We start from the raw sequence: 24,851 nt of genomic DNA, 5'->3' as shown, positions 1-24,851 counted from the left end.
TTAACCTACCAGCCAAATATTTGTTTAAGTGCTGGATTCAATACCGTTTGTTGCTGAGGAATTGGACGATAATAATACTTAGGCTCCTCAAACTTACGGGTAACAGACTCTGTTACTATTGCTCCTCCGGCAGTTCCGTTTTTCAAGAATACTGTCGCATCCGATCCTATTGTACCCGTACGGTAATAAACAAGAGTTACTCCCAATGAATTTTTCTCTTTTTGTGCTTCCGATGGAATCGTTAGCGATCTGTCTATCAGGATAATGTCCTCAATCCCATCACCGGTTATATCATATTTACCAAGGCCTGCGAAATACATCCCTTCCGGACTCTTAGTCAGTAATTTCCCGGCTTTCCAGCGCATTAGATCGTCATATCTTGAATTTTCAAATGCAAACTCAACCCTGCGCTCTCTCCTGATCTCGATGATCACGCCTTTATTTGATTCGATATTGTCAAACTGCTGTTGCAACACAGGATCAGGATTTGCATTTGCCAGAGCCAGATTAAGGTCTGGTAGGCCCGCCCTCTTTCTCAGCAGATTAACAGACGCATCTAATTGTGTCTGGTTTAAGGTCCCAAGTTCAGCGAGGGCTTCTGCATAGCTCAACAACACCTCAGCATAGCGATATACCGGGAAATCTACACTGTTCAGAATGATATTATCAGTACTATTCACATATCCCTTTAATTGGTGATAACCGGTAAAGTTTTTATTGAGCCTTTGCAAATAAGGCTTTGCATCAGGAACCCTGATCCATCCCGGATAAACCAAAGTTTGTGACAAACGGGGGTCTCGGTTTTCAAATTCCTTTACGAAGTCAAATTTATCATAACCCGGAAGATCTGTAAAGCGGGTACCATCTTTCATCAGATAAGTTTGAACCAAGTCTCTGGCCGGTGCCTGCTCATAATCACCAAATACAACGCCATTTACATTCTGCGATCTGTTCTTAGCCTGATCAAAGATATTGTTTAAGATGACTTCATTATTACCACTTAAATCCTGACTCGAGAACAACGTCGCATAATCCTGTAGTGGCTTACCTGTGTTGTAAATAGAGAATTTTTTTGCCGTAATTACTTCTCCGCTTACCCTGGCAGCAGTCTCCAGAAATGCATTTGCTGTAGCCTTTGAGTTAAGTTCATTATGGTATCTACGAAAAGTCCCTTCATAAAGCGCTGCGCGGATGTATAAAACAGCTGCAGACCATTTGCCTGGAGTTCCGACAGGTACACTTTCCCTCACATTCTTATAGGCAAAATCCAGATCAGCCATGATGCTATCCATCACCAATGCACGCGAATCACGTGGTTTAAACAACTCCTTATCATCCGGGTTTAATGTCCCGGAATACCATGGAACGTCAGAAAAGCGCTTCACTTTATCCAAATAAAACTCTGCACGGTAATACCTCGCTAAGCCCACGTAATGCCTTTTTACATCAGAACTGATGTTTGCCTTATTGTAATTTTCCAGAAAGTAATTGATGTTACGAAGCCTTGTCCAGCTCCATCCCGACGTGATGTTCTGCGCGCTGGTATTGCCCCCCATTACATTTTTTACCTCAACTGATGCAGTAGTGGCGACGTTATCACTACTTTGATCGTTCAGGTAGCTATTTCTGTCGGGCAGCGACAACAGGCCATTTACGTACAACGCAAGATCTTCTTCCGTTTTAAAGAAAAGGTCTGGGGAAATAGAAGTTTGCGGGAAACGACTCAATTCACCTTTTTTACAGGCCCCGATTGCGATTGCAGCTATCGTGAGCAGTATATATATATTCTTCTTCATGACTATTTTTTAAATTGTAAAACTCAGATGATTAAAAGTCCAGATTTAAACCCACTGCATATTTTCTTTGGAAAGGATACGCCCAGGCACTGGAACCCTGATTTACTGCTTCGGGATCTATGTATTTCTTGATGGTCGAAAATTCATAAAGATTTTCTCCTGACACGAATACGCGCAAACGGCTGATATTAATACGTTTCGTCAATTTAGCCGGAAGAGTATAACCCAAGGCGATGTTCTTAACTCTTAGATAAGCACCGTTTAGCAGGTATTGCGTTTGTGGAATATCCAACCCTGCACCATAATTTGCATCTGCCAGCCATGATTGTAACACAGGATAATAAGAATCAGGATTTGCATCAGCTAAGCCCGCAGCAATATAGGAAGCAGAGTGTTTTGCCCTTTGCTCGGGAGAGTCAGCAGCGGCTCTGTAGTAGTCCAGATTCCATGGATACACATTGGCATAAGGCTGCTGATACGGCCCCCAGAATAAATAATGGTGAGGATAAAAATCTCTTTTTAACACACCCTGAAGGAATACCGAAAGGTCAAAACCATTCCAGTCCATGTTCAGATTAGCACCAATGCTATATCGGTCAGTACTGTTACCAATAACCTTAAGGTCCTTCGGATCATCTGAACTTAGTCCCCGCTCGATCTTTTTATTTCCATCAAGATCTTTGTATTTAGGCCAACCGTTAATGATATCCAGCGCGCCCCACGGTATGAGACTGGTTTCATCTAAGGCATCTATTTCTGCCTTACTTTGGAACAACCCATCATTTTCAAGTCCCCAGATTTCTCCAATCGTTTGGCCTATGCGGTAAGACGAAAACAGGTTTTGATCATTTTTAAATTTGGTGATCTTTGAGCGGGAATCAGATAGGAATATTTTAGTCTGAAAATTAAATGGTTTAGAGCCAATATCAAATCTGTCTTTATACGTTACCGACAATTCCCATCCCCTGGTTCTAAGGTCTGCAGCATTTTGAGCAGGAACAGAGGTACCCAACACTCCCGGTAATTCTTGTCCGGCAACCAGCATACCTTTGGTATCACGAATAAAATAATCGAAAGCGATCTGGAATTTATCATTTAACAAACCAATATCAGTCCCCATATTGAGGGTTGACACTTTTTCCCAGGTATAGGTTTCCGGATTGATGAACAATTGTGGCGCACCGGTAATAATCTGACGCTGAGCTCCATCTATTAAATAACTTGAAGGACCAGCTGGTAATGTTTGAATATAGGCGAAATTCCCTACGTTCTGATTACCCAGATCACCATAAGAAGCTCTTAACTTGAAGGTTGAAAGCACGGGTGCAAGTGGTTTAAAGAACTCCTCTGAACTTGCTATCCAGGCCAATGACGCCGACGGGAAAAAGCCCCATCTGCTTTGCGTTGGAAAACGGGATGAGCCATCATAACGTCCTGTACCTTCTAAAATATAACGATTTTTATAGGTGTAGTTTAACCTGCTGAATACACTATTAGTGGCGTATGATTGATAAGATGTACCTATTGTTGCTGCGCCTGTAGTTAGCCCCAGATATGGCAATGAAGATGAGATCAATACATCCCTTTGCGCATTTACAGTTGAATAATTATAGTTTTCACTATTAAATCCGACCATCGCGCTTAAAGAATGATCTCCCAACGTCTTTTTATAAGTGGTGTACAAGTTGAAAGCATTGTTATATAGATAACCATTGCTTTCACTCACATAACCATTGCCTCCCTCTTCTCTGATGTCTCCAGGGCCATAGCCGATTTTATATTTCTTAGAGTCGTTATGGTATTTCCATAGTTCTCTTTTAAAAGAAGCATCACCATTTACCTGCAGGTCTCCATTCAGAAAAGTAGCTACCGCACCTGTAATATTTTGAAAACCGAACATATTCTGAAGATTGCCACCTCCATCTACCAATCTGGCTGCAAGCCTGCCTGCATCCGTGTTTGCCCAGGATCCATCCGGATTCTTAGCAACGTCAGTTGGTCTCAGGTAGTAAAGATCTGTGATACTGGTGTTGGGCAATGCCCTTTTTGTTTCATAAATATTTAGGTTGTTGTCTACCTTAAGCCAGCTCAAAGGAGAAAAACCCACTCTTGATCTCAATCCATACCGATCCCAGAAATCAGGGGCAAGCTTATTCAGTCCATTTTCCTTTGCGTAATCAGCGGAAAGATAATAGGTAAGCGGCGTATTATTTAACAAAGCACCCCCTGATAAAGACAATGTATGGTTTTGAGACACACTTGCATCATTAAAAAAGTAGCCATACCAGTCGTTACTGCCCATGTAAGCCCATCTTTTTGGGTCTGCAGGATCAAGCCGGGTATCCGCAATGGATGGATTGTCTGATCTTTCCTTAGCCCATTTATAGTACTCATCGGAATAATTCACATAATCCCATGGGGTGTTATCGGTAGAAGTTTCCAAAACCCTGGAGAATATATAAGGATCTGTAACAGGCTTTGGCAATACCGTAGGTTTACCCCAGGAGGTAAAAGCATTGTAACTAATGGTCTGTCTGCCGGAGGCTCCTTGTTTGGTGGTGATCAGGATTACCCCGAAAGCAGCTCTTGCTCCATAAATAGCAGCAGAGGCAGCATCACGCAAGACCGTAAAAGATGAAATATCGGAAGGATTTAACCTCAGCATGTCATCATTACTGGTCGCCGGGATCCCATCGATAACCACCAGTGGCGCTCCACCATTAATAGAAGTAAAGCCGCGTATATTGATTACGGGTACTGAGCCCGGAGATCCGCCACCATACCTGATATTTAATCCCGGACTGATCCCCTGCAATCCCTGCATCACATTGGCAACCGGCCTGGATTCCAGTTCCTTTCCGGAAATCTGATCTATTGCTCCTGCAATATTAATTTTCTTTTTCGTTCCGAAACCCACTACAACAACTTCGTTAAGATCACCAAAGTCAGGGGTTAAGGTTACGTTTAATTGTGTTTTACCATCCAGGTTAATTTCCTGTGGTTTATAACCGATGTAGGAAAAAACAAGAATAGCCTTTGGGCTAACATTTGCCAGGGTGTAAATACCATTTGAATTTGTTGCCGTGTGTAGGGTCGTACCCTTAACACTCACATTGACTGACGGAATTGGCCCCTTGGTATCAGCATCCGAAACTTCACCCTTTACGGTGATGTTCTGAGCAAAACCCTTTGCCGCAAAAAGCATGAGACAAATCATTAGTAGCTTTTTTTTCATAATTGAATTAAGATTAGGTTTTATTTGGTTTAGTATACAATACTGTTTAGACGGTGCTAAGGTCTGGGTACAATATTAATATTAGGTTAGAACTAAATTAATAAATTAATTGAACATACATTCAATCTATAAAAATAAATTTGTATAATAACATTACTTTTGAGTAGTTTGGATGATTCAGAAATTTTAACATGGGTAGAAAAAGCCTTAAGGGGGCAAGACAGCTAGAAATTATAAAGATATTTTATAAGGTTGCTAAAAAAGAGGGCTATGAGAACACCTCAATAGCCAAAATAGCCAAAGTAATGGACATCAATCCGAGTCTGATTATACATTACTTTGAAACAAAAGAAGACCTAACCTATGGCTTAATCGATTACATCCTCGAACGGTATTTATTAATCTATACTATTAAAGACAAAGAGGGTGTTACGCTTTCAGATTTACAGAAAACCATTGAAATGCTTTTCTCTAAAAAATGGAATCTTCTTTTTGACGATGGTTTATTTTACACCTTTTATGCTTTAGCATTCAGGGAAAAAAAGATCAAAGAAAAATACAAGTCGATATTAGACTCTCTCCGCTTTGCACTCGCTTCAATGATAGAACGTTGTAACGAGAAAGAGTTTACGAAAGTAGAAGACCCTAAAACCGCAGCCGATCTGATCTTCGTATTAGTAGATGGTGCGTATTTTTATCTTTCGCTGGAAAGCGATAAAAAAGCCTATGCAGAAAGGTTGCACTATTATAAGAATAAGGCTTACCAGATTTTAGGAATAGACCCGCTATTGCTTGCTGACCTTATCCCTGCTCCTTAGGTGACGGGCAAGTGAATAAACACCAATAAACATCCAAAGCAGGTTCGCTGCAGCGTTGGGGAGATCACGTGTCTCCAGTGCTGTGGCTACCAGGCACAATCCGCCAACAATATTCAACAGCTGAAAACTAAGTGATTCTGCCTGGATCACTTTCATGCTCAACAATAAATAACCTAGAGTACACAAAATTACTCCCAGCCATCCTATGGTGTTAATTAAAATACTAAACATATGGTCGACTTAATAAGCGTAAAACTACGACTTTAAATATCAGGAAATATGACTAAAGCAATACGCCTTTTAAAAACAGCATTGCCATAGAAAAATAGATGATCAAGCCGGTTACATCTACGAGGGTAGCTACAAACGGCGTTGATGATACAGCAGGGTCAGCCCCCAGTTTCTTCAGCAGCAAGGGCAGCATCGATCCCATCAGTGTACCCCAAAGTACCACACCCACCAGTGAGCAGCCTACTACAAGGCCTATCCGCGTTGGCTCTTCCAGCGACCCGGAAATGAGTTGCCAGCAAATGATCACAGAAAAGCTCAGCAGGCACAATGTCGTTCCAAGAAAAATACCGGAAAAAATCTCCCTCCGCATTACCCGCCACCAGTCTTTAATCGTGATTTCACCGAGTGCCATGGCCTGAATGATCAGGGTCGCGGCCTGAGAACCACTATTTCCCCCACTCGAAATGATCAATGGGATAAACGTCGCCAGGATTACCACTTTTTCTATCTGGCTTTCAAAATTGGACATGGCAAAAATCGTCAGTAGCTCTCCAAAGAAAAGCACGATCAGCCATACCACACGTTTTTTATACAGTTCAAAAACCGGCACATCCAGATAGGGCTCATCCAGTGCCTGGGTACCCCCTATCTTATGAATATCTTCTGTATATTCTTCATTCGCAATCCACAGGATGTCATCTACCGTAACTATGCCTAACAATACATTGTTGTCATCCACGACGGGCAGGGCCACTCTATTGTTCATCCTGAACACATTGATGGCCTCTTCCTGCGGGTCGGTTACCTTAAGTGAGATCAGACGGTGATCGGTCAGCTCTCCAATCTTCGCATCGGGGTCTGCCAGGAGGATTTCCCTGATCCTGATGTCATCCAGCAATACTCCTTCTTTATCAATCACATAGATCACATCAATGGTCTCAGAGTTTTTCCCATACCTTCTGATGTGAGAAAGTACTCGTGTTACCGTCCAGTCTTTTTTTACGGCGACGTAATCAGGTGTCATCAACCTGCCCACACTGTCTTCCTGATAACCCAATAACGACAATGCTTCTACCCTGTCTTTGGCCGGCAAAAGAATGATCAGCTTTTTAACGGCATCTCCCTTCAGTTCACTGAACAATGAAGTACGGTCGTCGGGAGGAAGCAGGTTGATCAGTTCGGCAAGTTTATTTCCTGAAAGTTTCTTGATAATTCGCTCCTGGGTAGGGAAATCCAAAATCCTGAATACGTTAACGGCACGCTTAACTGAAAGTGTATCTATAAATTTAACGGCATGTTGGGGAAGTTCGTCTATCAGATGCTCTACGTCTGAGATATTCAGATCGTCGAGATAAGCTTTTAATTGCGCATCATCTTCAAGCTCTAATAGCTTTTCGATTTCTTCAACAACCATTTCTTCCATACACCAGGGATTTTCTTTACATGACCTTATTGCCTTATTGCTGCAAAAATGCCTTTTTATTTTTAAAAAACTGGGCAATTAAACAGAATATTATCGTTTTTTTTAACTGTTCTACTTTATAAATTCCATACGGTTTTATTATCCAGATTTGTTTTCTATTTTTGCATGCGCTCGAAAAGCAATTGTCTCCGTAGTTCAATGGATAGAATTTTGGTTTCCGGTACCAACGATATGAGTTCGAATCTCGTCGGGGACACATAAAACAGTCAGGTCTTTATTAGATCTGACTGTTTTTTTGCTCCTGCTATCTGATTTATCCAGTGATAGTATAGTATTACTGAATGATCACCGATTGATAGCCGCATACAACCGCTTGTTTCCTACACTAAAAGACAAATCAGTTTAAACTCAGGTTACTGAAAACCTCAGGTCAGTACAGGATGCTAATTCAGATCGTTATGCCTATTTTTAAAATTCGAATTAACCAGATACGACATCCCAGCTATGAACAAATTCCAGATATTGGCAGCAACCCTGATTTTGGCCTTTTCAATTTTCAGTATACAAAGTGTCCGGGCCACCCAGCCGGCGCCTTCAAAAATCGACCGCAAAGCGGTAGTAACCAGACACAACATCACCATCACCAACAGATACCTGAAAGGGCCGGGTCAGGTAGGGAACGGTGAGTTTGCTTATGGCTTTGACATTACGGGTATGCAAACCTTTACCGAATCGGGCAATACGATGTCCAACTGGGGCTGGCACAAATTCCCTTTACCCACTTCGGAAACTCCTGCTGACTTTAAAGGGCAAGAATGGAATGCACAGGGTCGTATGATCAGGTACGATATCGAAAACAAGGAACAGGAAAAGTTATCCGATTGGATGAGAGGGAATCCGCAACGCATTAACCTTGGAAGACTTGGCCTCATTCTGAAAAGAAAAGATGGTAGCATGGCTGTATTAAAAGATCTGCAAAATCCCGTTCAGAAAACAGACCTCTGGACAGGAATTGTTAGCAGTACATTTGAACTGGAAGGCCGAAAGATAAAGGTGACTACCGTAGGACATCCTACACAAGACGCCATCTCCATCAAAATTGAAGCAGACAATCTAAACGACGGGCTGATCGGGGCATTCCTTGAATTTCCTTACGCTTCCATGGCTGAATTTGGAAATGGTGCAGACTGGAACAATCCAAATAAGCATATAACGAAGTCCGTATTTTCCAACGGCCACACCAATTTTCATAGAAAGCTTGATGATACTGAATATGATGTCAGGCTACAATGGAAAAACGGAGGTGCTATAAAAGAAACAAAAAAACACCGATATGAACTTCAGTTCGCAGGTAAAAACGAAGCTGAAATCAGTCTTTCTTTTTCTAAAAACCCCATAAAATCTGAGCTGTCAGGTTTCGCACAGACCAGTACAGAAAGCATCAGGAAGTGGGAGAAATTCTGGAAAAGTGGCGGGGCTATAGACCTCTCTGAAAGCAAGGATGCAAGATGGAAAGAGCTAGAAAGGCGTATCGTGCTCTCTCAGTACGTCATGGCCATCAACGAAGCCGGCTCCCTTCCTCCTCAAGAGAGTGGACTGGTCAACAATGGCTGGTACGGAAAATACCATTACGAAATGATCTGGTGGCATGGCACACATTACGCCCTTTGGGACAGGTGGCCGCTGCTAAACCCAAGCATGAAGGCTTATGGAGATCATCTGGGATCATCTATAGCAAGGGCAAAAAAGCAAGGCTATGAAGGCGCAAGATGGCCAAAAACCATTGGCGATCATGAACGCTGGGAATGGCCGTTAGACATTACGGCCTTATTGATCTGGCAGCAGCCGCATCCTATATTCTTTGCCGAACTGGACTACCGGGCGCATCCCAATGCCCAAACCCTCAGCAAATGGAAAGATGTGGTGTTGCAATCTGCCGATTTTATGGCTTCATATGCGCATTATAATAAGAATGAAGACCGCTACATTCTGGGCTATCCTCTACAGGTAGTTTCTGAAAATGCAGATCCCCGTACGACCATCAATCCAGTATTTGAACTCAGCTATTGGCGCACAGGTCTGAAAATTGCACAGGAATGGCGCAGGAGATTAAAAATGCCGGCGAATCCAAAATACACTGATGTACTGAATAAACTCTCTCCGCTTCCGGTAAAGGACGGACTGTATGTTTCCTGGGAAAACATCAATGACATGTGGAAGAATTATACTTTTGAGCATCCCGCGCTGATCGGTGCTTACGGTATGCTGCCTGGAGATGGTGTAGATGTACCGACAATGGAAAGGACACTCAAAAAAGTGGGTGAAACCTGGAAATTCAGTCATACCTGGGGATGGGATTTTCCGATGCTGGCAATGTGTGCTGCCAAACTTGGACAAGGCGATAAAGCAGTAGATTATTTACTCAACTACCCGGGATTTCGTTTGGAAGACCACGGCCTTGTAGATGGTGGCGGCCCCTTCCCTTATTTCCCCGGCAACGGGGGCTTACTCTATGCCGTAGCTATGATGAGCGCAGGATGGGATGGAGCACCAACTGGCAATGCCCCTGGTTTTCCTAAAGACGGTTCATGGGTTGTAAAATGGGAAGGATTAAAAAAAGCATTATAGCACCTGGAATAATAATTTAATTGTTAGATTATTCGTTAATTATCCCGATTCTCTTTTATAAATGTTCTATTTGTAAAAAAACGTCATGCCCTCAATTCAGAAAAAAACACCTTCGATCCTATTGGTCATTCTGGCCTTCTTTATCGTCTATACGGTCTGGGGTTCCACTTACTTTTTCATTGCAAAAGCACTGGAAGGATTTCCACCATTCTTCCTGGGAACTTTCAGGTTCATCATTGCGGGGTTGCTGTTGCTTGCCTGGTGTAAACTCAGCGGACTTGCCATATTTGACAGGAAAAGTATTTTCAACTCCGGTATAAGTGGTTTGCTAATGCTTGGTGTAGGTAATGGGATTGTGATCTGGGTTGAACAGTTTATGACCAGTGGACTAGTAGCCATAATGGTATCGTCAGCAGCAATCTGGTTTGTTATACTGGATAAAAAACTCTGGAAACAGAATTTCAGCAATAAATTTACTGCAGCCGGATTGATCATTGGTTTTCTGGGTGTAATCCTGCTTTTTTGGGAGCAGCTTTCAGGTTTTGAAGTGGGACAAGACAAAAGAACTGTGCTTGGAATGGTACTGCTAATCATTGGTCCTATTGGATGGGCTGGCGGCTCACTATATTCTAAATACCATCCTGGAAACAATACCAACCCTGCGGTTTCCACTGCCTGGCAAATGCTTATTGCAGGAGTATTTTTTCTACCAGCCAGTATTGTATCAGGAGAAATTGAGCAATTCCATTTCCAGGATGTTCCTGCATCAGCATGGTGGTCTATAGGCTACCTAATTATTTTTGGGTCAATATTAGCCTTCAGCGCTTATGTATGGTTATTACAGGTCCGCTCAGCTACACAGGTGAGCACTTACGCCTATGTGAATCCGGTTGTCGCAGTATTGTTGGCCGTATTTTTTGCTGATGAAATGATCAGTGGTATTCAAGTGATCGGGCTGATCGTAATCCTGGGAAGTGTTTTACTCATCAATCTCTCCAAGTACAAGAAATCTGTTGCGACGCAATAACATCAACAGCTTTACTCTTCTTTATCCCTGACCACCATAAAATATCTCCTGTTCCTCTTTTCCATTTTTACAACATACTCAGGAAACTCTTTACCTAAACTTCTTTGCATCAGCACGTAAAAATTGTCCTGATGCTGATAAGGAACTACCAATTTATAACAATATTTCATTTTTAGTTTCTCAGGTTCGTGCACATCAATGATGATTCGCTTCTGATTTTCCAATCTTAAAGCAAGAGCGAAAAGCTGAGCGACCGTATAATTACGAACGGTAATGATTCTTCCCCTCAAAAGTTCATTCTTATTGAAGTGATGCCCCGTCTTGTAACCTGAATTATAACCCTTAAAAGAATAAACGTAAGTTCGGGTAGCCGGGGGCTGGGGACAACCTTTCGTAGCGTAGCTGAAGCAAAAATTCAGGCAAAGCATAACCATCACGACCAATTGTATCGTTTTAATCATATTCAAAATAGTTTGTTGTCAATCATTAACAAGCCTGTTCAGGTTGAATTCCTCCGTCCGGAATTCCTCTCCTGTGTACTTACCATAGGCCTTGTAATGTGCTATTCCATTCCTGGTAATGAATAGCTGGTGTACATCCAGTTTGTTGATCGGTTTAGCCAGTGTTATCTCTTCTCCGGGTTCCAGCGTGATGAAAATATAATCCTCATGACGCCGAAGGATTTTATCGAGCAGATTGGTTGGCATAGTACCTGTATAATAGCCCAACGGTGCATCCCAATAAACATGACAATAAAAATCCCGGTTTGTTTTAAATTGACTGATCGCTTCCAAGCGCTGGTTCATTAGTGCCTTCCAATGATCTGAGGTACAGATGATGGCAAATGTAACTTCATCCCATTTACTTGTTGTACTGGCTTTTATTAGAATATATGGTGTTGGCACCTTAGATCTTTTCATACAGACTCAATTTGACTTGATAGCAAACCAATACGATACAAACATCTAAAATAAGAACGCGGTTAATTCCACACGAGCACTTATTCACCCATTTTCCCATTCATACTAAAATTCCCAGGTTCAACAGCGGGATTCTTAAGCGCTAAATACTAGATTTTGCAATGTATACTATTGGTTTATCACATACTTTTAATTTTATCAAATATACTTATAAGATAAAACACAAACCAAACATTTCCTATAAATTAATATTTTGTATGTTAATAATATATTTTGGTGAAAATGTCAATATTTTTAGGATTTTGACATTCCATGTCCGGGGGGACTTTCAGGTATCTATATCTTAAACTCAGCGGCTGACAGCATAGTATTTAAGATCGATAATATCGTTAGGCATGGGCTTTGTATTCCATGATTTGTGAATAGCAAGGGCCGCACCTACAGCAGTAGCTTGCGCCATATGTGCAGCAAACACCTCGAGTTCGGGAAATGCCCGCGCCAGAAGATTCATAAATATGGTATTTTTACTAAATCCCCCATCTACAAATATGCGTTTCACATCGGTGTCCTTCAATACCATTGTGGTAGAAATGTATTGCTGGCTTACCAGATCAAGCATTAACCGGTGGTATGCAATTAAATCTGAAGGATAACTTTGAAGGTCTCTTTCGGCGAAATCCATCATCGCCTCTCCATCCAACCCAGCCACAATTGCAGGATCATAAGCAAATGTCCGATAGCTGATCACATCACGGCCAAAATGCGAAGCAATACGTTTTACCTGCTGCTCGTGAACATACCCGGCAAATAAACGTGATGCCTTCACTGGTTTACCTTCATACTGGAGGTAGCACAGGCAATCATTTTTTAACTCTTCAGCTGTAAGTGCCGCTGAATTAAAAGGATTCAGACTGATACACCAGGTTCCTGTAGAAAGCAGGATAAAGGGCTCATTAAAACTTACAAGGTAAGGCACCAGGGCTGAGGAACTGTCGTGAAGACCAGCTCCTACGCCATAGTTGTTCCCAGGGAAATTAGCTGGCATTACGGTATCTGAAGGCACAATAGGGGCCAGTTTTTCGGTTATCCCCTCTTTAAAAACCCAATCATGGTATTCGTTTTTTGTAAAATCCCATAAATTGGTATGACAGCCAATGCTGGTGATGTCAGAATAAGCTTTTCCTGAAATGAGGTAACTCAGGTATTGTGGCAGATGGAGTGCATACCTGATCCGCCTGAACAATTCGGGCTTTTCATATTTGATTCGGTACAACTGCATTCCTGAATTCAAGCTTCCTAAAACAGGGGAAGCAGTAAGATTAGAAAAAGCTTCTTCCCCACCGTAGGTGTCGTAAAATCGCCTTTTTAGTACTTCAGGATATTCTTTTAAGTAATTATATAGAGGCGCCAAGGCTTTCCCTTCTTCATCTATGTAGACAAAACTAGCGCCATAGGTAGCAAAGTTAATGGCCCTGACTTCAAACTCCTGATTTCTGAATACTTCGCGCAGGGAATCAAAGATTGAAAGCCTCAAACTTTCCAGGTTTTCACATGGATCTCCGTCTTCATCGACCGTTTCGGTAAACCTTGCTGTCCTTTCAAAAACGATCTTATAGCGTTCATCAAACAGAAACAGCTTTTTATTGGTCTTACCCACATCAAATACCGCTACTACAGGAGTTTTTTTGTTTTCCATCCTTTATAATCCGGTAGCTACTGTTTTGTCACCGCGATTTTTGATCAGTTCTGATCTGATCTGATATTTTCTGAATGCCTCTATTGGAGCCAAAGCAGCACCAGCACGCAAACGTGCTTCCGCTACCAATGCTCTAAGGTCAGTTCTGAAAGCTTGTTGCAAAATTTCCTGACACCGCACCACATCGTTTACAGCCTGAGCCTCCTGTAGGGTTTTACGGTCTACAGAGAGTGCCTGTGCATAGGCAATCGTAATGGCTTCAACAGATTGAAGCAGGTCTTCCAGGGGATCTTTCACATTGTGTGATGCATCAATCATCCAACCCAGATCATCCTTATGATTCATTCCACGGGCATCCATCCCCTCCACCAGTTCATTAAAAATGAGGAACAACTGATAAGGCTTCATGCTTCCTGCCGTCAGGTCATCATCTCCATATTTTGAGTCATTGAAATGGAAACCTCCCAGTTTTCCTTCCATAAGCAACAGCGCCACGATCTGTTCAATATTTGCATTGGGCAGGTGGTGACCGAGGTCGACCAGCGTAAAGGCTTTAGGGCCAAGCTTGGAGGCGTATAGCAGCGACTGCCCCCAATCACCAACTGTAGTGGAATAGAAATTAGGTTCAAAGGCCTTATACTCCACAAAAACTTTCCAGTCGGCAGGCAATGCTGCATAAATTTCAGTCAGGCTGTCCAGCGTATTTTGAAAGGCTTTCCTGAAATTGAGCTGACCAGGAAAACAAGAACCATCAGCCAGCCACACCGTAAGTGCTTTGGAGCCTAGCTCTATACCCTGCCTGATGACTTCAATATTATGATCAATCGCCTGTTGCCTCACTGCTTTATCTACATGCTGCAGCGAGCCAAATTTATAGCTTAGTGCCTGTCCCTGCTGATCCTGAAAGGTATTGGAGTTCATGGCGTCAAATTTTAAGCCGTTTTGTGCAGCCAATGCTTTGATACCAGCTGTATTTTCAACGGTATCCCAGGGAATGTGTAATGATATTGCTCCGCTGGAGCCATTCAGCTTGTGGAGCAAACCTATATCTTCTATCTTTTCTTCAATATTTCTGGGTTCACCCCCTGATGAGAAGCGTCCGAATCTGGTTCCTCCGGTACCCAAAGCCCAGCTTGGAATCGCAATCTGAAAATCTACCAGCTTTTGTATGATGGATTCAGCATTGCCTACTTCTGATTTCACAAAGGAAAGCCTTTGCTCATGTTTAGCGAGTAGCTCACTGTTATGCGATTCTATGTGATAATTCTCAAGTTTCATATCTATTTATTTTCTAACGAACAAAAGCATTGGCAACACCCCCGTCCACATTCAATACATTACCGGTTGATTTATTCAACAGACCTCCTGTAAAAGCAAAACAAGCATTTGCAATGTCTTCCGGCAGGATCATTTCATTTAGCAAGGTACGCTTTGCATAGAAAGCGGGCAACTCTTCTACAGTAATTCCATATGCCTTGGCCCTTCCTTCTGCCCATGCCCCTTCCCATATCTTGCTATCAGAGATCACTGCATCTGGATTTACGGTGTTCACACGGATGTGATCCGCCCCCAGTTCTGCTGCATTTAACCTGCTCAAATGAAGCTGTGCCGCCTTGGCTGATCCATAACCAGCATTGTTCGGGCCGGATACCAGGGCGTTTTTACTGACAATATTCAATACGTCTCCACCTATATCTTGCTTGCGCATCACTTCAACCCCGGCCTGTGTCACCAAAAACTGCCCTTTCACTAAAATGTCATACAGTAAATCCCAATCTTTCTCTGTATGTTCTTCGATCGGTTTCGAAATAGAAATTCCGGCACAGTTTACCACGATGTCTACTCCTCCAAAGGTAAGACTAGCGGCATCAAAGGCACTATGAATTTTTTCAGCGCTGGTCACATCCAGCAGCACCGAGGTATGGGCGTCTCTCCCAAATTCTGTTCTAAAATCCACATCTGCTTTCTCTAATCTGCCGGCATCATTGTCATTGATTACCGCACAGGCTCCTTCCTGGATAAACTTCCTTGCTATCGCTTTACCAATTCCACCTGCGCTACCGGTTACCAAAGCAATTTTACCCGTCAATGGTTTCGGTTTGGGCATTCTTTGCAGCTTTGCCTCTTCCAGCAGCCAGTATTCTATATTAAACGCCTCCTGCCTGGGTAAAGAAGTATACTCAGATATGGCTTCTGCCCCTTTCATGACATTGATGGCATTGGTATAAAATTCGGCAGCTACACGGGCAGTCTGCTTGTCCTTGGAGAAAGAAAACATACCTATGCCAGGATACAAAATGATCACCGGATTGGCATCTCTTATTGCCGGACTATCGGCATGTTTACAGGTATTATAGTATGCAGTGTACATTTTCCGATAGGCCTCAAATTCGGGAGCTAATCTTTCCTTCAGGGATTTGACATCACTCAGATCTTCATCGGGTTTGAGATCCAGCACCAGCGGACTGATCTTAGTCCTTAAAAAATGGTCGGGACAGCTTGTCCCCAAAGGCGCCAATCTGGCCAGATCATAAGAATTGATAAATTCAAGCACCCTGCCATCATCAGTAAAGTGTCCTACCATATGCTTTTCACTCGAACAGAACCCCCTCAATACCGGAGCAATGGCTGCTGCCTGCTGCTGTCTCAAATCCTGTGAAACGTCACCTATACGTTGCCCACCAAATACCGGGCCTTTCTTAGCATAATTTTCCTCCAGGTACTCTGCACAGCATTCTATAACTTCAAGGGTATTTATATAGCTCTCATATGCGGTATCACCCCATGTAAACAAGCCGTGAGAACCCAGCATAATCCCACGTATTCCGGGATTTTCATCCAGGCACCTGCGCAGCATTAACCCCAGTTCAAACCCTGGTTTTTGCCATGGTACCCAGCCAATGCTTCCACCAAACAATTCCCGCGTAATCCTTTCACCATCTTTAGCCGCAGCAATAGCAATGGCCGCATCAGGATGGAGGTGATCTATGTGTTTAAAAGGCAACAAACCATGTAATGGTGTGTCTATTGATGGAGCCTTAGATTGAAGGTCATAAATACAATGGTTAAAAAGCGCCACCATTTCATCTTCATGTGCCAATCCGCGGTACACATTTTTAAGGTCCCTTAGTCTGTCCACATACAAGGCAGCAAGTCCGTCTTTGGTCAGCGTACCAATATCTCCTCCCGAGCCTTTTACCCACATCACCTCTGTATCTTCACCCGTCAGGGGATGTTTCGCCATCGCCTTGCAGGAAGTATTTCCTCCGCCATAATTGGTCAGGCGCAAATCTGCACCAAGTAAATTCGAACGGTAGATCAGCAATGCAACCTCATCGCCAGCCAATGCCGCAGCCCGTTCATCATCCCACAAATAGCTTACATGTTTAAAATCGGTTGTTCTAGCAGTCATAAAATATTATTAATTGATGTGTTTTATTTAATCGAATTTCCATACCCTACTATAAGTACCGACAGGATAATAATCCCGATACCTGCAAGTATAGTAACCAGTGTTTTTCTTTTTACCCCACTCCATTCCTTTAACACCAATCCCCAGGCATTAGCGATCAGTATGATAAATGCCATGTGCAGTATCCAGGAGCTGGCCCCATTGCCCAGTTTACTCTCTCCCATTCCATAAAAGAAAAATTGTAAAAACCAGGTAATTCCTGCCATCGCAGAGAAGATATAATTGGCCAGCAAAGGCGTCTTTTTATTGGTATAATCCCCGAATGTCTTGTTGCGGAAATTGAGCAGCATGCACCAGATCAGGTTTGTGGTCAGACCTCCCCACAAGATCACCACATAGGTCACATTATTCTGGAACAGGAACTCACCCGCTCCGGGATGGCTGCTTTTCCATATGTCATTGGCCTGATGTGCCATATCTTTACCTGCATCTATACCGAAAGCAAAGCAGGCACTCAGGATACCGGATATGATCGATACAATTAGTCCCAGCCCCAGTTTATATTCTTTATTGGATGGATCGCCTTTTCCCTCAGCAATCAGGTCTTTTTCCTTCATTCCTCCTGCTTTGCCACATATAACGATCCCAATTATGCAAACCAGCAATCCTATGAGCACCATTTGTCCCCATGAACTGCCGACCATATCTGAAAAACTATCCTTGCCTGGCCTAGGATTAAAATTGTAATAAATTGAAGGGATCAGGGCCCCGAATACCGAGCACAGCCCAAGGATGATGGAACTCCCCAGTGAAACCCCGAGATAGCGCACTCCCAGTCCATAAGTTAGTCCACCTATGCCCCATAAAACGCCAAAGAAATAAGTAAGCAGAATGATCTTGCCATTGGTAGCGGCAATGATATCCCCAAAACCAGGAATGGTCAGATACGCCGCAAGCGGTGGTACAATCAGCCAGGAAAAAACTCCGCCCACAATCCAGTAACTCTCCCAGGACCAACCCTTTACTTTTTTATAAGGAATATAGAAACTACCGGAAGCGAAGCCGCCAATGAAATGAAAAATGACACCCAGAATTACCTGCATTTGATTAAGCTTTTATATTTGGTTAGAATAATGATTCCTAATTTATGCAAGTTGGAGCGATCAACTGTCATGTACTATCATGATGCAGCAATGTTATTCTGCTTAAACAGTGTGGATCAGACTGAAGCTCTTTTCGTATAATAAAAAGGCACTTCAATATGCCTCCTAGAATTGTCCAGGATCAGCTGTGCAGCAACCGTTCCCATAAATTTAAAGTCTGTCGATATGGTGGTGATGCCATTCAGGATGATCTTTTTTAAAGGGGTTTCGTTGTAGGAGATCACACCTACATCTTTACCAATCTTTAGCTTCATACCCACAATCCGCTCGACAAGGGTCACGAGGTCATCTTCCATCAGATTGATGAATACTTCTCCCTCCTGGATCGGCTCTGCAGCGATGTCATTCACTACTTTATGGGAAAATGCGTATTGCTGACAAAAGCGATGAAAGCCTTCCAATATTTCCTTAGGGAAGTAGCTCCGTTTTGGAAAAATGATCTTTAATGTATGGTATTTGCCGAGGTGGGTACGCGCCTGCTCCAAAGCATCATAAATGTTCTTCTCAAAGTTTTCGTAAGCAGCGGCATATTCTCCCTCAATACCCGGTATCTTTTTATCAAGGAGAATTAACTTGTCCTTGGGAATAGTATTGATGATGTCCTTCGCATATTCCTCACCTTCTATAAAATGAGGGATGATCACATAGTGAGAATAATCTTCTTTTCTGTTTGTCAAAAAACGCTTAAACAGGGTAAAGTCATTGTTATAGATGTAAAAATCTACTGCAACATCATCTCCCAGTGCAGCAATAAATGCATCATAAACAATCTTCTTGTGTGCACTCAGCTTGTTAAATAACAGAAATACCTTCAGCTTCCGCTTGATTTCATTTTTTGAGATGTAATAACCTTTACCGGGCACAGAATTGATGACCCCGATTTTTTTCAGGTACTTATAGCCCTTCTCGGCTGTATCTCGTGAAATCTCAAGTTTAAAGCTCAGTTCATTAATTGACGGCAACAGACTTTCCTTTTTCAGCTGGCCCTGTTCTACGGCTTTGATAATTGCATTGGAAAGCTGCAAATATTTGGGCGTAGCGGAGTATTCATCCACATGAATAAAATCAAAGAAATCTGGCAGCTTCATGATTAAAAGTACAGATTATTTAATTTCAAACTCGTATTTACCGGCCTTCAATTCCATTTTTCCTGAAATCATCTTTCCATGCTGGTAAACTTTCTTTCCATTTTCTAATGGGAGCATTAGGGTCGCCGTCGAGTTTGCAGGGATAGTTACTGTGTAAATCACTGCATTTCCTTCTCTTTTCCAGGAAGATAAAATCTCTCCGTAAGGGCCGTCATGACTAGCTTCAAAATGGTTTAGACCGGACACAAAGTTTGGCTGCAGCAAAACATTTTTAAATCCCGGTTGTGATTCATCAACTCTAATTCCGCCTAAGCCTTTAAAAAACCAACCGCCGATTTCCCCAAACATGATATGGTTTAAAGAAATGTCACTTTTGGCATCAATTCTCCAGTTTTCATAAAGCGTGGTAGCGCCGTTTACAATCCACCATCCCCATGATGGGTAGGTTTCCTGAACCGCAACCTGATAGGCCAGGTCCGCATAACCATTTTCGCTGAGTGCGTTCAGAATGGCTTTCGTCCCCAACAAACCAACATCTATGTGATGGTTACTGTCGGCTACTTTTTTTGCCAGATTGGCCGCTACTTTGGATTTAAGCGCATCGGGTACCAGCCCCCAGTACAACGGCATGCTCAGTTCTGTTTGCAGCCCTGTACCATATATTCCCGTACCTGCATTTAAATATTTTTTATTGAAAGCACCCCTTATCTTCTCAGCGAGTGCCAGGTACTTCTTCGCATCTTCCGGTTTATTCAGCACCACAGCGATCTTTGCCAGTATCGTAGCGTCCACAAAATAGTAGACCGATGAGGTGAATTCAACCGGAGGTTTGGTGCTGACCGGTACCCAGTCGCCAAGCCCCCATTCTGTTAATCCGGAAGGAGCTATATCCTGTATATGATCCACATAGCGTTTGATGTTTTGGTAATTGCTGGCCAATATGCCGGCGTCACCATAATATTGATAAATATTCCATGGAATGATAGCAATTGTGCTCGTCCAGTCCGGCCCGTTACCCCATTCGTAGCCCCAACCACCGGTAGGAATAATAGATGGCAATACTCCATTTGGTTGTTGCTCATCCCTATGGTCGGCAAGCCATTTTTCATAAATGGTGATACCATCAAAATTGTACAATCCGGTTTCTACAGCAATATGCGCATCCCCAGTCCATCCGTTCTTTTCCCTTTGCGGGCAATCTGTCGGGTATCCGAAGAGATTGGACAGGTATGAATTATTGGCCGCGTACCAAATCTTATCCAGCGTAGGATTAGAAGATTTGATATTCCCCGCTACAGGCACATCGCTGTGCATAAAATATCCGGTTATGGATGATTGATCTAACTTTATAGGTTTATCAGCGGTTACTTCCACGTACTGAAATCCTTTGTAATTGAAATGAGGCATAAAAGATTCCTCGCCGGTGCCATTCAGAATAAAAATATCGGTCTGAAAAGGATCTTGATCTCCAATTGGCCTATAATGCTGATCGATGTTAGACATATCAGCACGCCCATTTGGATACAGGCGTTCTGTATGTTTCAACCTGATTACAGTACCCGCCTCACCCCTAACTTTAATCTGGCTCACACCAGATATATTTCTTCCAAGGTCGAAAACATAGGCCGTATCATTGATCCTGTTTACCGTCTTTGCCGGAATTGTCTCTACATTTCTTATCGGATGCAATACCTGCGCAACGATCTGATCAGATGGCGCACTTCTTGGAACGGATGTTCTCCACTTAGTATCATCAAAGTTAACGGCATTCCAGCCGCTCTGCTCCAATCTTGCGTCATAGTGCTCCGCAGTATAAATACTGTTAAAAATGATTGGGCTCAGCGCTGTTTTCCATTCTCTTCCTGAGGTTACAGTTTCCACAGAACCATCGGCATAGGTAATCCTCAAATCAAGACAAAATGCAGGGCGGTTCCTCCATGGCGCTTTGTGAAAATCCCAGACTGCTGTCGATTGGTGGTTATACCAGCCATTACCCAGCAGCACACCTATTGCATTCTTACCATTCTGCAGCTGACCGGTTATATCATAGCTCACATATAAAGTACGTCTGTCAAAACGGGTATACATCGGATCCATTCTATGGTTGCCTACTTTCCTGCCATTAAGATACAATTCGTATAATCCTCCACAGGCAATGTACGCCCTGGCGGATTTGATTTTTTTCTCTGCGCTGAACATTTTTCTGAAGTAGGGTGCAGGCTTGGTATTGACATCCTGACTGTCACTGATCCAGCTGCCCTTCCAATTGCTCATTTCCATCATTCCAGTCTCAAAGCTGGAAACTTCCGCATTTAATGCCGGCTTACCGTCCTTGTCCCACACCTCCACCAGCCAGTAGTATTTGGTAAAAGGAGCTAAAGGCTTGCCATTATAAGTAACCAGACTATTTGAAGAAAGCAACTTACCTGAGTCCCAGGCAGTGCCTTTGTTTTTAGCTACCGTTGCCGAATCTGTTCCGATGATTAACCTGTAAGCTGTTTGTCTTGCTCCCTGCCGGTCATCCATTAGTTTCCAGGACAGCCGCGGTTGTCTGACATCTATACCTATCGGTGTAGATAAATGTTCACACTGGAGGTCAACAGGTTTCGCTCCAGCTAAAGAATAAGCCTTTTCAGGTAAGGGAAAGGCAACCAGCATCAGCACGGAAAATCGAAATAGTTTCGGTAAATTAAATTTCATCAGTATCTTTTTTGTAAGGTAAGTTAGCGTTTTGTTTCCAGGTGATAAGTACCGGAACCAAGCTCCTGTGCCTGCTTTCCTGGCAAAATCACCGAAGCAGTAGTATTTGGCGGAATCACCACATCCAGTTTAAACAAGTCGCCCTCAATTTTCCATGCAGATTTCACCAATCCATAGCTGGTCATCAATTCGGCACTGACACTTTCAATTTTACCGCCTGGTTGTGGTTTTATGGTAATCTTTTTATAACCCGGTGCTGCTTCTTCAGAATTGATACCGGCCATAGTCCGGTACATCCAGTCGCCAATAGCGCCATATGCATAATGGTTATAAGAGTTCATGCCTGCGTTCTGGAAACTACCATCGGGTTTAATCCCATCCCATCTTTCCCATATGGTTGTGGCACCCATTTTTACCGGGTATAACCAGGAAGGATAACTCTCCTGCATCAGCAAATCATAGGCGACATCGGTATAACCAAACCTGCTCAGCACATGACATAAGTAAGGTGTCCCCAAAAATCCCGTTGTCAGGTGATTACCGTAATCTTTTACATTTTTCGCCAGTCGTTCTGCTGCCTGTGCCCTTAATGCTTCCGGCAGCATATCGAATTGCAATGCCAATACATAAGCCGTCTGAGTACCTGAAACCATTCTGCCGTTTGGCGTAAGGTATTCACTTACAAAAGCGGCCTTTACATCTGCCAGCAATTTGGTGTATTTCGCTATATCGTCCTGTTTACCTAATACCGTTGCTGCATTGAGCAATAGCTGTGTAGAGTGTGCATAAAAAGTTTGTGCAATCAAGTGTTTATCTGTCACCGCCGACCTGCCATCTACATCGTCATCTGGTGTGTAAAACAGCCAGTCGCCAAAATGCCACGTAGTATTCCATAAATTATTTTTTGATTTTCCCTGGATGAAATTCACCCAGCTTTTCATGCTTTCGTACTGTTCTTCAAGAATGCGTTTATCGCCATAAGCCACATACATATCCCATGGAATGATGGTAGAAACATCTGCCCAGCCTGCAGATCCCCCATCTCCTGCACCAAGCACGTTAGGAATGACATGCGGCACGCTTCCATTGGGTTGCTGGTCTGCTTTGAGGTCTTTCAGCCATTTCGTAAAAAAGCCTGCTACATCCATATTGTAAGCAGCAGTACGGTAAAAAGCCTGTGCATCGCCTGTCCAGCCGAGGCGTTCATCCCGCTGCGGACAATCCGTAGGTACATCAACAAAATTGCCTTTTTGCCCCCATTGGATATTGTGCTGCAATTGGTTTAGCAGTTTATTGGAGGTAACAAAAGAGCCGGTTTGCTGCATATTTGAATATACTGCCACAGCTGTTAAACCCGCTGTATCTATCTGGCCCGGGTAACCTTCAATCTTTACATACCTAAAGCCCTGAAAGCTAAAATGCGGCTCGAACGTCTGTTCGCTTCCATTCAGGATATAGGTATTTTGCTGTTTTGCCCTCCTTAAATTCTCTGTATAAAAATTCCCGGCCTTATCCAGTACCTCTGCATGACTAAGCGTAATGTTTGTACCTTCAGCACCTTTAATTTTGAGCTTCACCCAACCTACGAGGTTCTGTCCAAAGTCAACCACTGTTTCACCCTTCGGCGTCCTGATCAGTTTTAGGACTTTAAATTCTTCATGTTTTTTCACCGTTGGACCCACCATCCCTACTAATTCATTCTTTCCATCATTCAGCACTTTTACCGGCTTCCATGAAGTATCTTCAACATATCCTGTACTATTCCAGCCATTCTTTTCTAACCTGGAATCATAATATTCACCATTGTAAATATCAGAAGATAAAATAGGCCCGTAACTGGTTTTCCAACTGTCGTCAGTTTGGATGGTTTGTTTTGTACCATCTGTATAAGTCAGTTCAATCTGCAAAAGCAAAGCTCTGGTACTTCCGTAAAAATTCCGTTGATTGCCAAAGCCAATGTACCCACGGTACCACCCATCGCCTAAGGCGACACCTATAGCGTTATCGCCCTTTTTGAATAACCCTGTTACGTCATACGTCTGATATTGCAAGCGTTTGGCATAGCTGGTCCAGCCTGGCGTAAAATAGCTGTCACCAACCTTTTTACCATTGATCTGTGCTTCATACAAGCCCTTTGCTGTAATGTAAGCTACGGCATGTTTCAGGGTTTTGCCCAGATTGAACTGCTTTCTGAATAAGGGGCTTTTTCTCGATGTATCCTGATCAGCAGAGATCCATTTTGCAGTCCATTCTGCACTATTCAAACCCATCTGCCAGAACTTAGGTTCGCTCCAGGCAGAAGTATTCCCATGGTTGTCTTTTACCCGTACCTGCCAATAGTAGCGTGTTCTGGGCTGCAATGCAGCTCCTTCATAAAGCACATGCACCGACTGATCGCTTGTCTTTGCAGTTTTCCAGCTGGAACCTATATTTTTCAAGTCAGTACCTACCCTGATCTCATAAAAAGCCTGCATCGTACTTTTGATTTCGGTTCGAAGTTTCCAGCTAAATCGGGGCTGAGGTGTTTCTATATTAAGTGGATTGTCCTGATATTCGACCTTCAGGTCGTACAATGCCAGTTTTTGGGCAAAGACAGGAAGATGAGCTGCAAATAACAATACTAATACTGTGGATTGCACTAACCTTTTAAGGGGTGTTTGAGTAGCCAGTTTCATCATGATTTAAATATATTCGGATTCTACTAGTATCCGCAA

16 protein-coding genes and 1 tRNA gene are annotated in these 24,851 nt (G+C 43.0%); 4 read left to right on the top strand and 13 right to left on the bottom strand.

The window, feature by feature from the left end; genetic code table 11:
* Nucleotides 1-5: 5 nt before the first annotated feature.
* Complete coding sequence (locus tag R2Q78_RS18130) at nucleotides 6-1,796, bottom strand: RagB/SusD family nutrient uptake outer membrane protein (protein WP_316793963.1); 1,791 nt, start codon at nucleotides 1,794-1,796, stop codon at nucleotides 6-8.
* 31 nt (nucleotides 1,797-1,827) lie between these two features.
* Nucleotides 1,828-5,031, bottom strand: coding sequence for a TonB-dependent receptor (locus tag R2Q78_RS18125; RefSeq protein WP_316793962.1), 3,204 nt, complete (start codon nucleotides 5,029-5,031; stop codon nucleotides 1,828-1,830).
* Nucleotides 5,032-5,222: 191 nt separating this feature from the next.
* Between R2Q78_RS18125 and R2Q78_RS18120 the strand changes: the two genes are divergently transcribed.
* Complete coding sequence (locus tag R2Q78_RS18120; RefSeq protein ID WP_316793961.1) at nucleotides 5,223-5,849, top strand: TetR family transcriptional regulator; 627 nt, start codon at nucleotides 5,223-5,225, stop codon at nucleotides 5,847-5,849.
* Here the strand turns inward: R2Q78_RS18120 and R2Q78_RS18115 are convergent.
* Nucleotides 5,817-6,080, bottom strand: coding sequence for a CBU_0592 family membrane protein (locus tag R2Q78_RS18115; protein WP_316793960.1), 264 nt, complete (start codon nucleotides 6,078-6,080; stop codon nucleotides 5,817-5,819). The genes R2Q78_RS18120 and R2Q78_RS18115 overlap by 33 nt on opposite strands.
* A gap of 52 nt (nucleotides 6,081-6,132) precedes the next feature.
* On the bottom strand, nucleotides 6,133-7,503 hold the full coding sequence (gene mgtE / locus R2Q78_RS18110; protein WP_316793959.1) for a magnesium transporter: 1,371 nt from the start codon (nucleotides 7,501-7,503) through the stop codon (nucleotides 6,133-6,135).
* A gap of 184 nt (nucleotides 7,504-7,687) precedes the next feature.
* Here mgtE and R2Q78_RS18105 point away from each other — a divergent pair.
* From R2Q78_RS18105 to R2Q78_RS18095, 3 genes are all read left to right on the top strand, one after another.
* Nucleotides 7,688-7,759, top strand: a tRNA-Arg gene (locus tag R2Q78_RS18105).
* A gap of 248 nt (nucleotides 7,760-8,007) precedes the next feature.
* Nucleotides 8,008-10,131: a hypothetical protein gene (locus R2Q78_RS18100; RefSeq protein WP_316793958.1), complete on the top strand. Its 2,124-nt coding sequence runs from the start codon at nucleotides 8,008-8,010 to the stop codon at nucleotides 10,129-10,131.
* A gap of 85 nt (nucleotides 10,132-10,216) precedes the next feature.
* On the top strand, nucleotides 10,217-11,158 hold the full coding sequence (locus R2Q78_RS18095; RefSeq protein WP_316793957.1) for an EamA family transporter: 942 nt from the start codon (nucleotides 10,217-10,219) through the stop codon (nucleotides 11,156-11,158).
* 11 nt (nucleotides 11,159-11,169) lie between these two features.
* On the opposite strand, the gene R2Q78_RS18090 is transcribed toward R2Q78_RS18095, so the two are convergent.
* From R2Q78_RS18090 to R2Q78_RS18050, 9 genes are all read right to left on the bottom strand, one after another.
* Nucleotides 11,170-11,619 (bottom strand): hypothetical protein, encoded by a 450-nt coding sequence (locus R2Q78_RS18090; protein ID WP_316793956.1) that lies wholly within the window; start codon nucleotides 11,617-11,619, stop codon nucleotides 11,170-11,172.
* A gap of 18 nt (nucleotides 11,620-11,637) precedes the next feature.
* Nucleotides 11,638-12,078 carry a hypothetical protein gene (locus tag R2Q78_RS18085; protein WP_316793955.1) on the bottom strand — a complete coding sequence of 147 codons (441 nt, stop codon included), beginning with the start codon at nucleotides 12,076-12,078 and terminating at the stop codon, nucleotides 11,638-11,640.
* A gap of 349 nt (nucleotides 12,079-12,427) precedes the next feature.
* Complete coding sequence (locus R2Q78_RS18080) at nucleotides 12,428-13,774, bottom strand: FGGY-family carbohydrate kinase (RefSeq protein WP_316793954.1); 1,347 nt, start codon at nucleotides 13,772-13,774, stop codon at nucleotides 12,428-12,430.
* A 3-nt stretch (nucleotides 13,775-13,777) separates the two neighbouring features.
* The gene (locus tag R2Q78_RS18075; protein ID WP_316793953.1) at nucleotides 13,778-15,052 is read right to left on the bottom strand and encodes a TIM barrel protein; all 1,275 of its coding nucleotides are present in this window, start codon (nucleotides 15,050-15,052) and stop codon (nucleotides 13,778-13,780) included.
* 13 nt (nucleotides 15,053-15,065) lie between these two features.
* Nucleotides 15,066-17,186 (bottom strand): bifunctional aldolase/short-chain dehydrogenase, encoded by a 2,121-nt coding sequence (locus tag R2Q78_RS18070; protein ID WP_316793952.1) that lies wholly within the window; start codon nucleotides 17,184-17,186, stop codon nucleotides 15,066-15,068.
* Between the two features lie 23 nt (nucleotides 17,187-17,209).
* Nucleotides 17,210-18,289 carry an L-rhamnose/proton symporter RhaT gene (gene rhaT, locus R2Q78_RS18065; RefSeq protein WP_316793951.1) on the bottom strand — a complete coding sequence of 360 codons (1,080 nt, stop codon included), beginning with the start codon at nucleotides 18,287-18,289 and terminating at the stop codon, nucleotides 17,210-17,212.
* Between the two features lie 116 nt (nucleotides 18,290-18,405).
* Entirely contained in the window at nucleotides 18,406-19,437 is a 1,032-nt protein-coding gene (locus tag R2Q78_RS18060; RefSeq protein ID WP_316793950.1) for a GntR family transcriptional regulator, read from the bottom strand.
* A 15-nt stretch (nucleotides 19,438-19,452) separates the two neighbouring features.
* On the bottom strand, nucleotides 19,453-22,137 hold the full coding sequence (locus tag R2Q78_RS18055; protein ID WP_316793949.1) for a glycoside hydrolase family 78 protein: 2,685 nt from the start codon (nucleotides 22,135-22,137) through the stop codon (nucleotides 19,453-19,455).
* 23 nt (nucleotides 22,138-22,160) lie between these two features.
* Nucleotides 22,161-24,815 (bottom strand): glycoside hydrolase family 78 protein, encoded by a 2,655-nt coding sequence (locus R2Q78_RS18050; RefSeq protein ID WP_316793948.1) that lies wholly within the window; start codon nucleotides 24,813-24,815, stop codon nucleotides 22,161-22,163.
* Nucleotides 24,816-24,851: the final 36 nt, after the last annotated feature.

The organism is Pedobacter frigoris (genome assembly GCF_032678645.1).
In the GTDB taxonomy this organism is placed as follows: domain Bacteria; phylum Bacteroidota; class Bacteroidia; order Sphingobacteriales; family Sphingobacteriaceae; genus Pedobacter; species Pedobacter frigoris_A.
The sequence above is the reverse complement of the archived record's forward strand: the minus strand, read 5'-3'. Positions and strand labels throughout refer to the sequence as shown.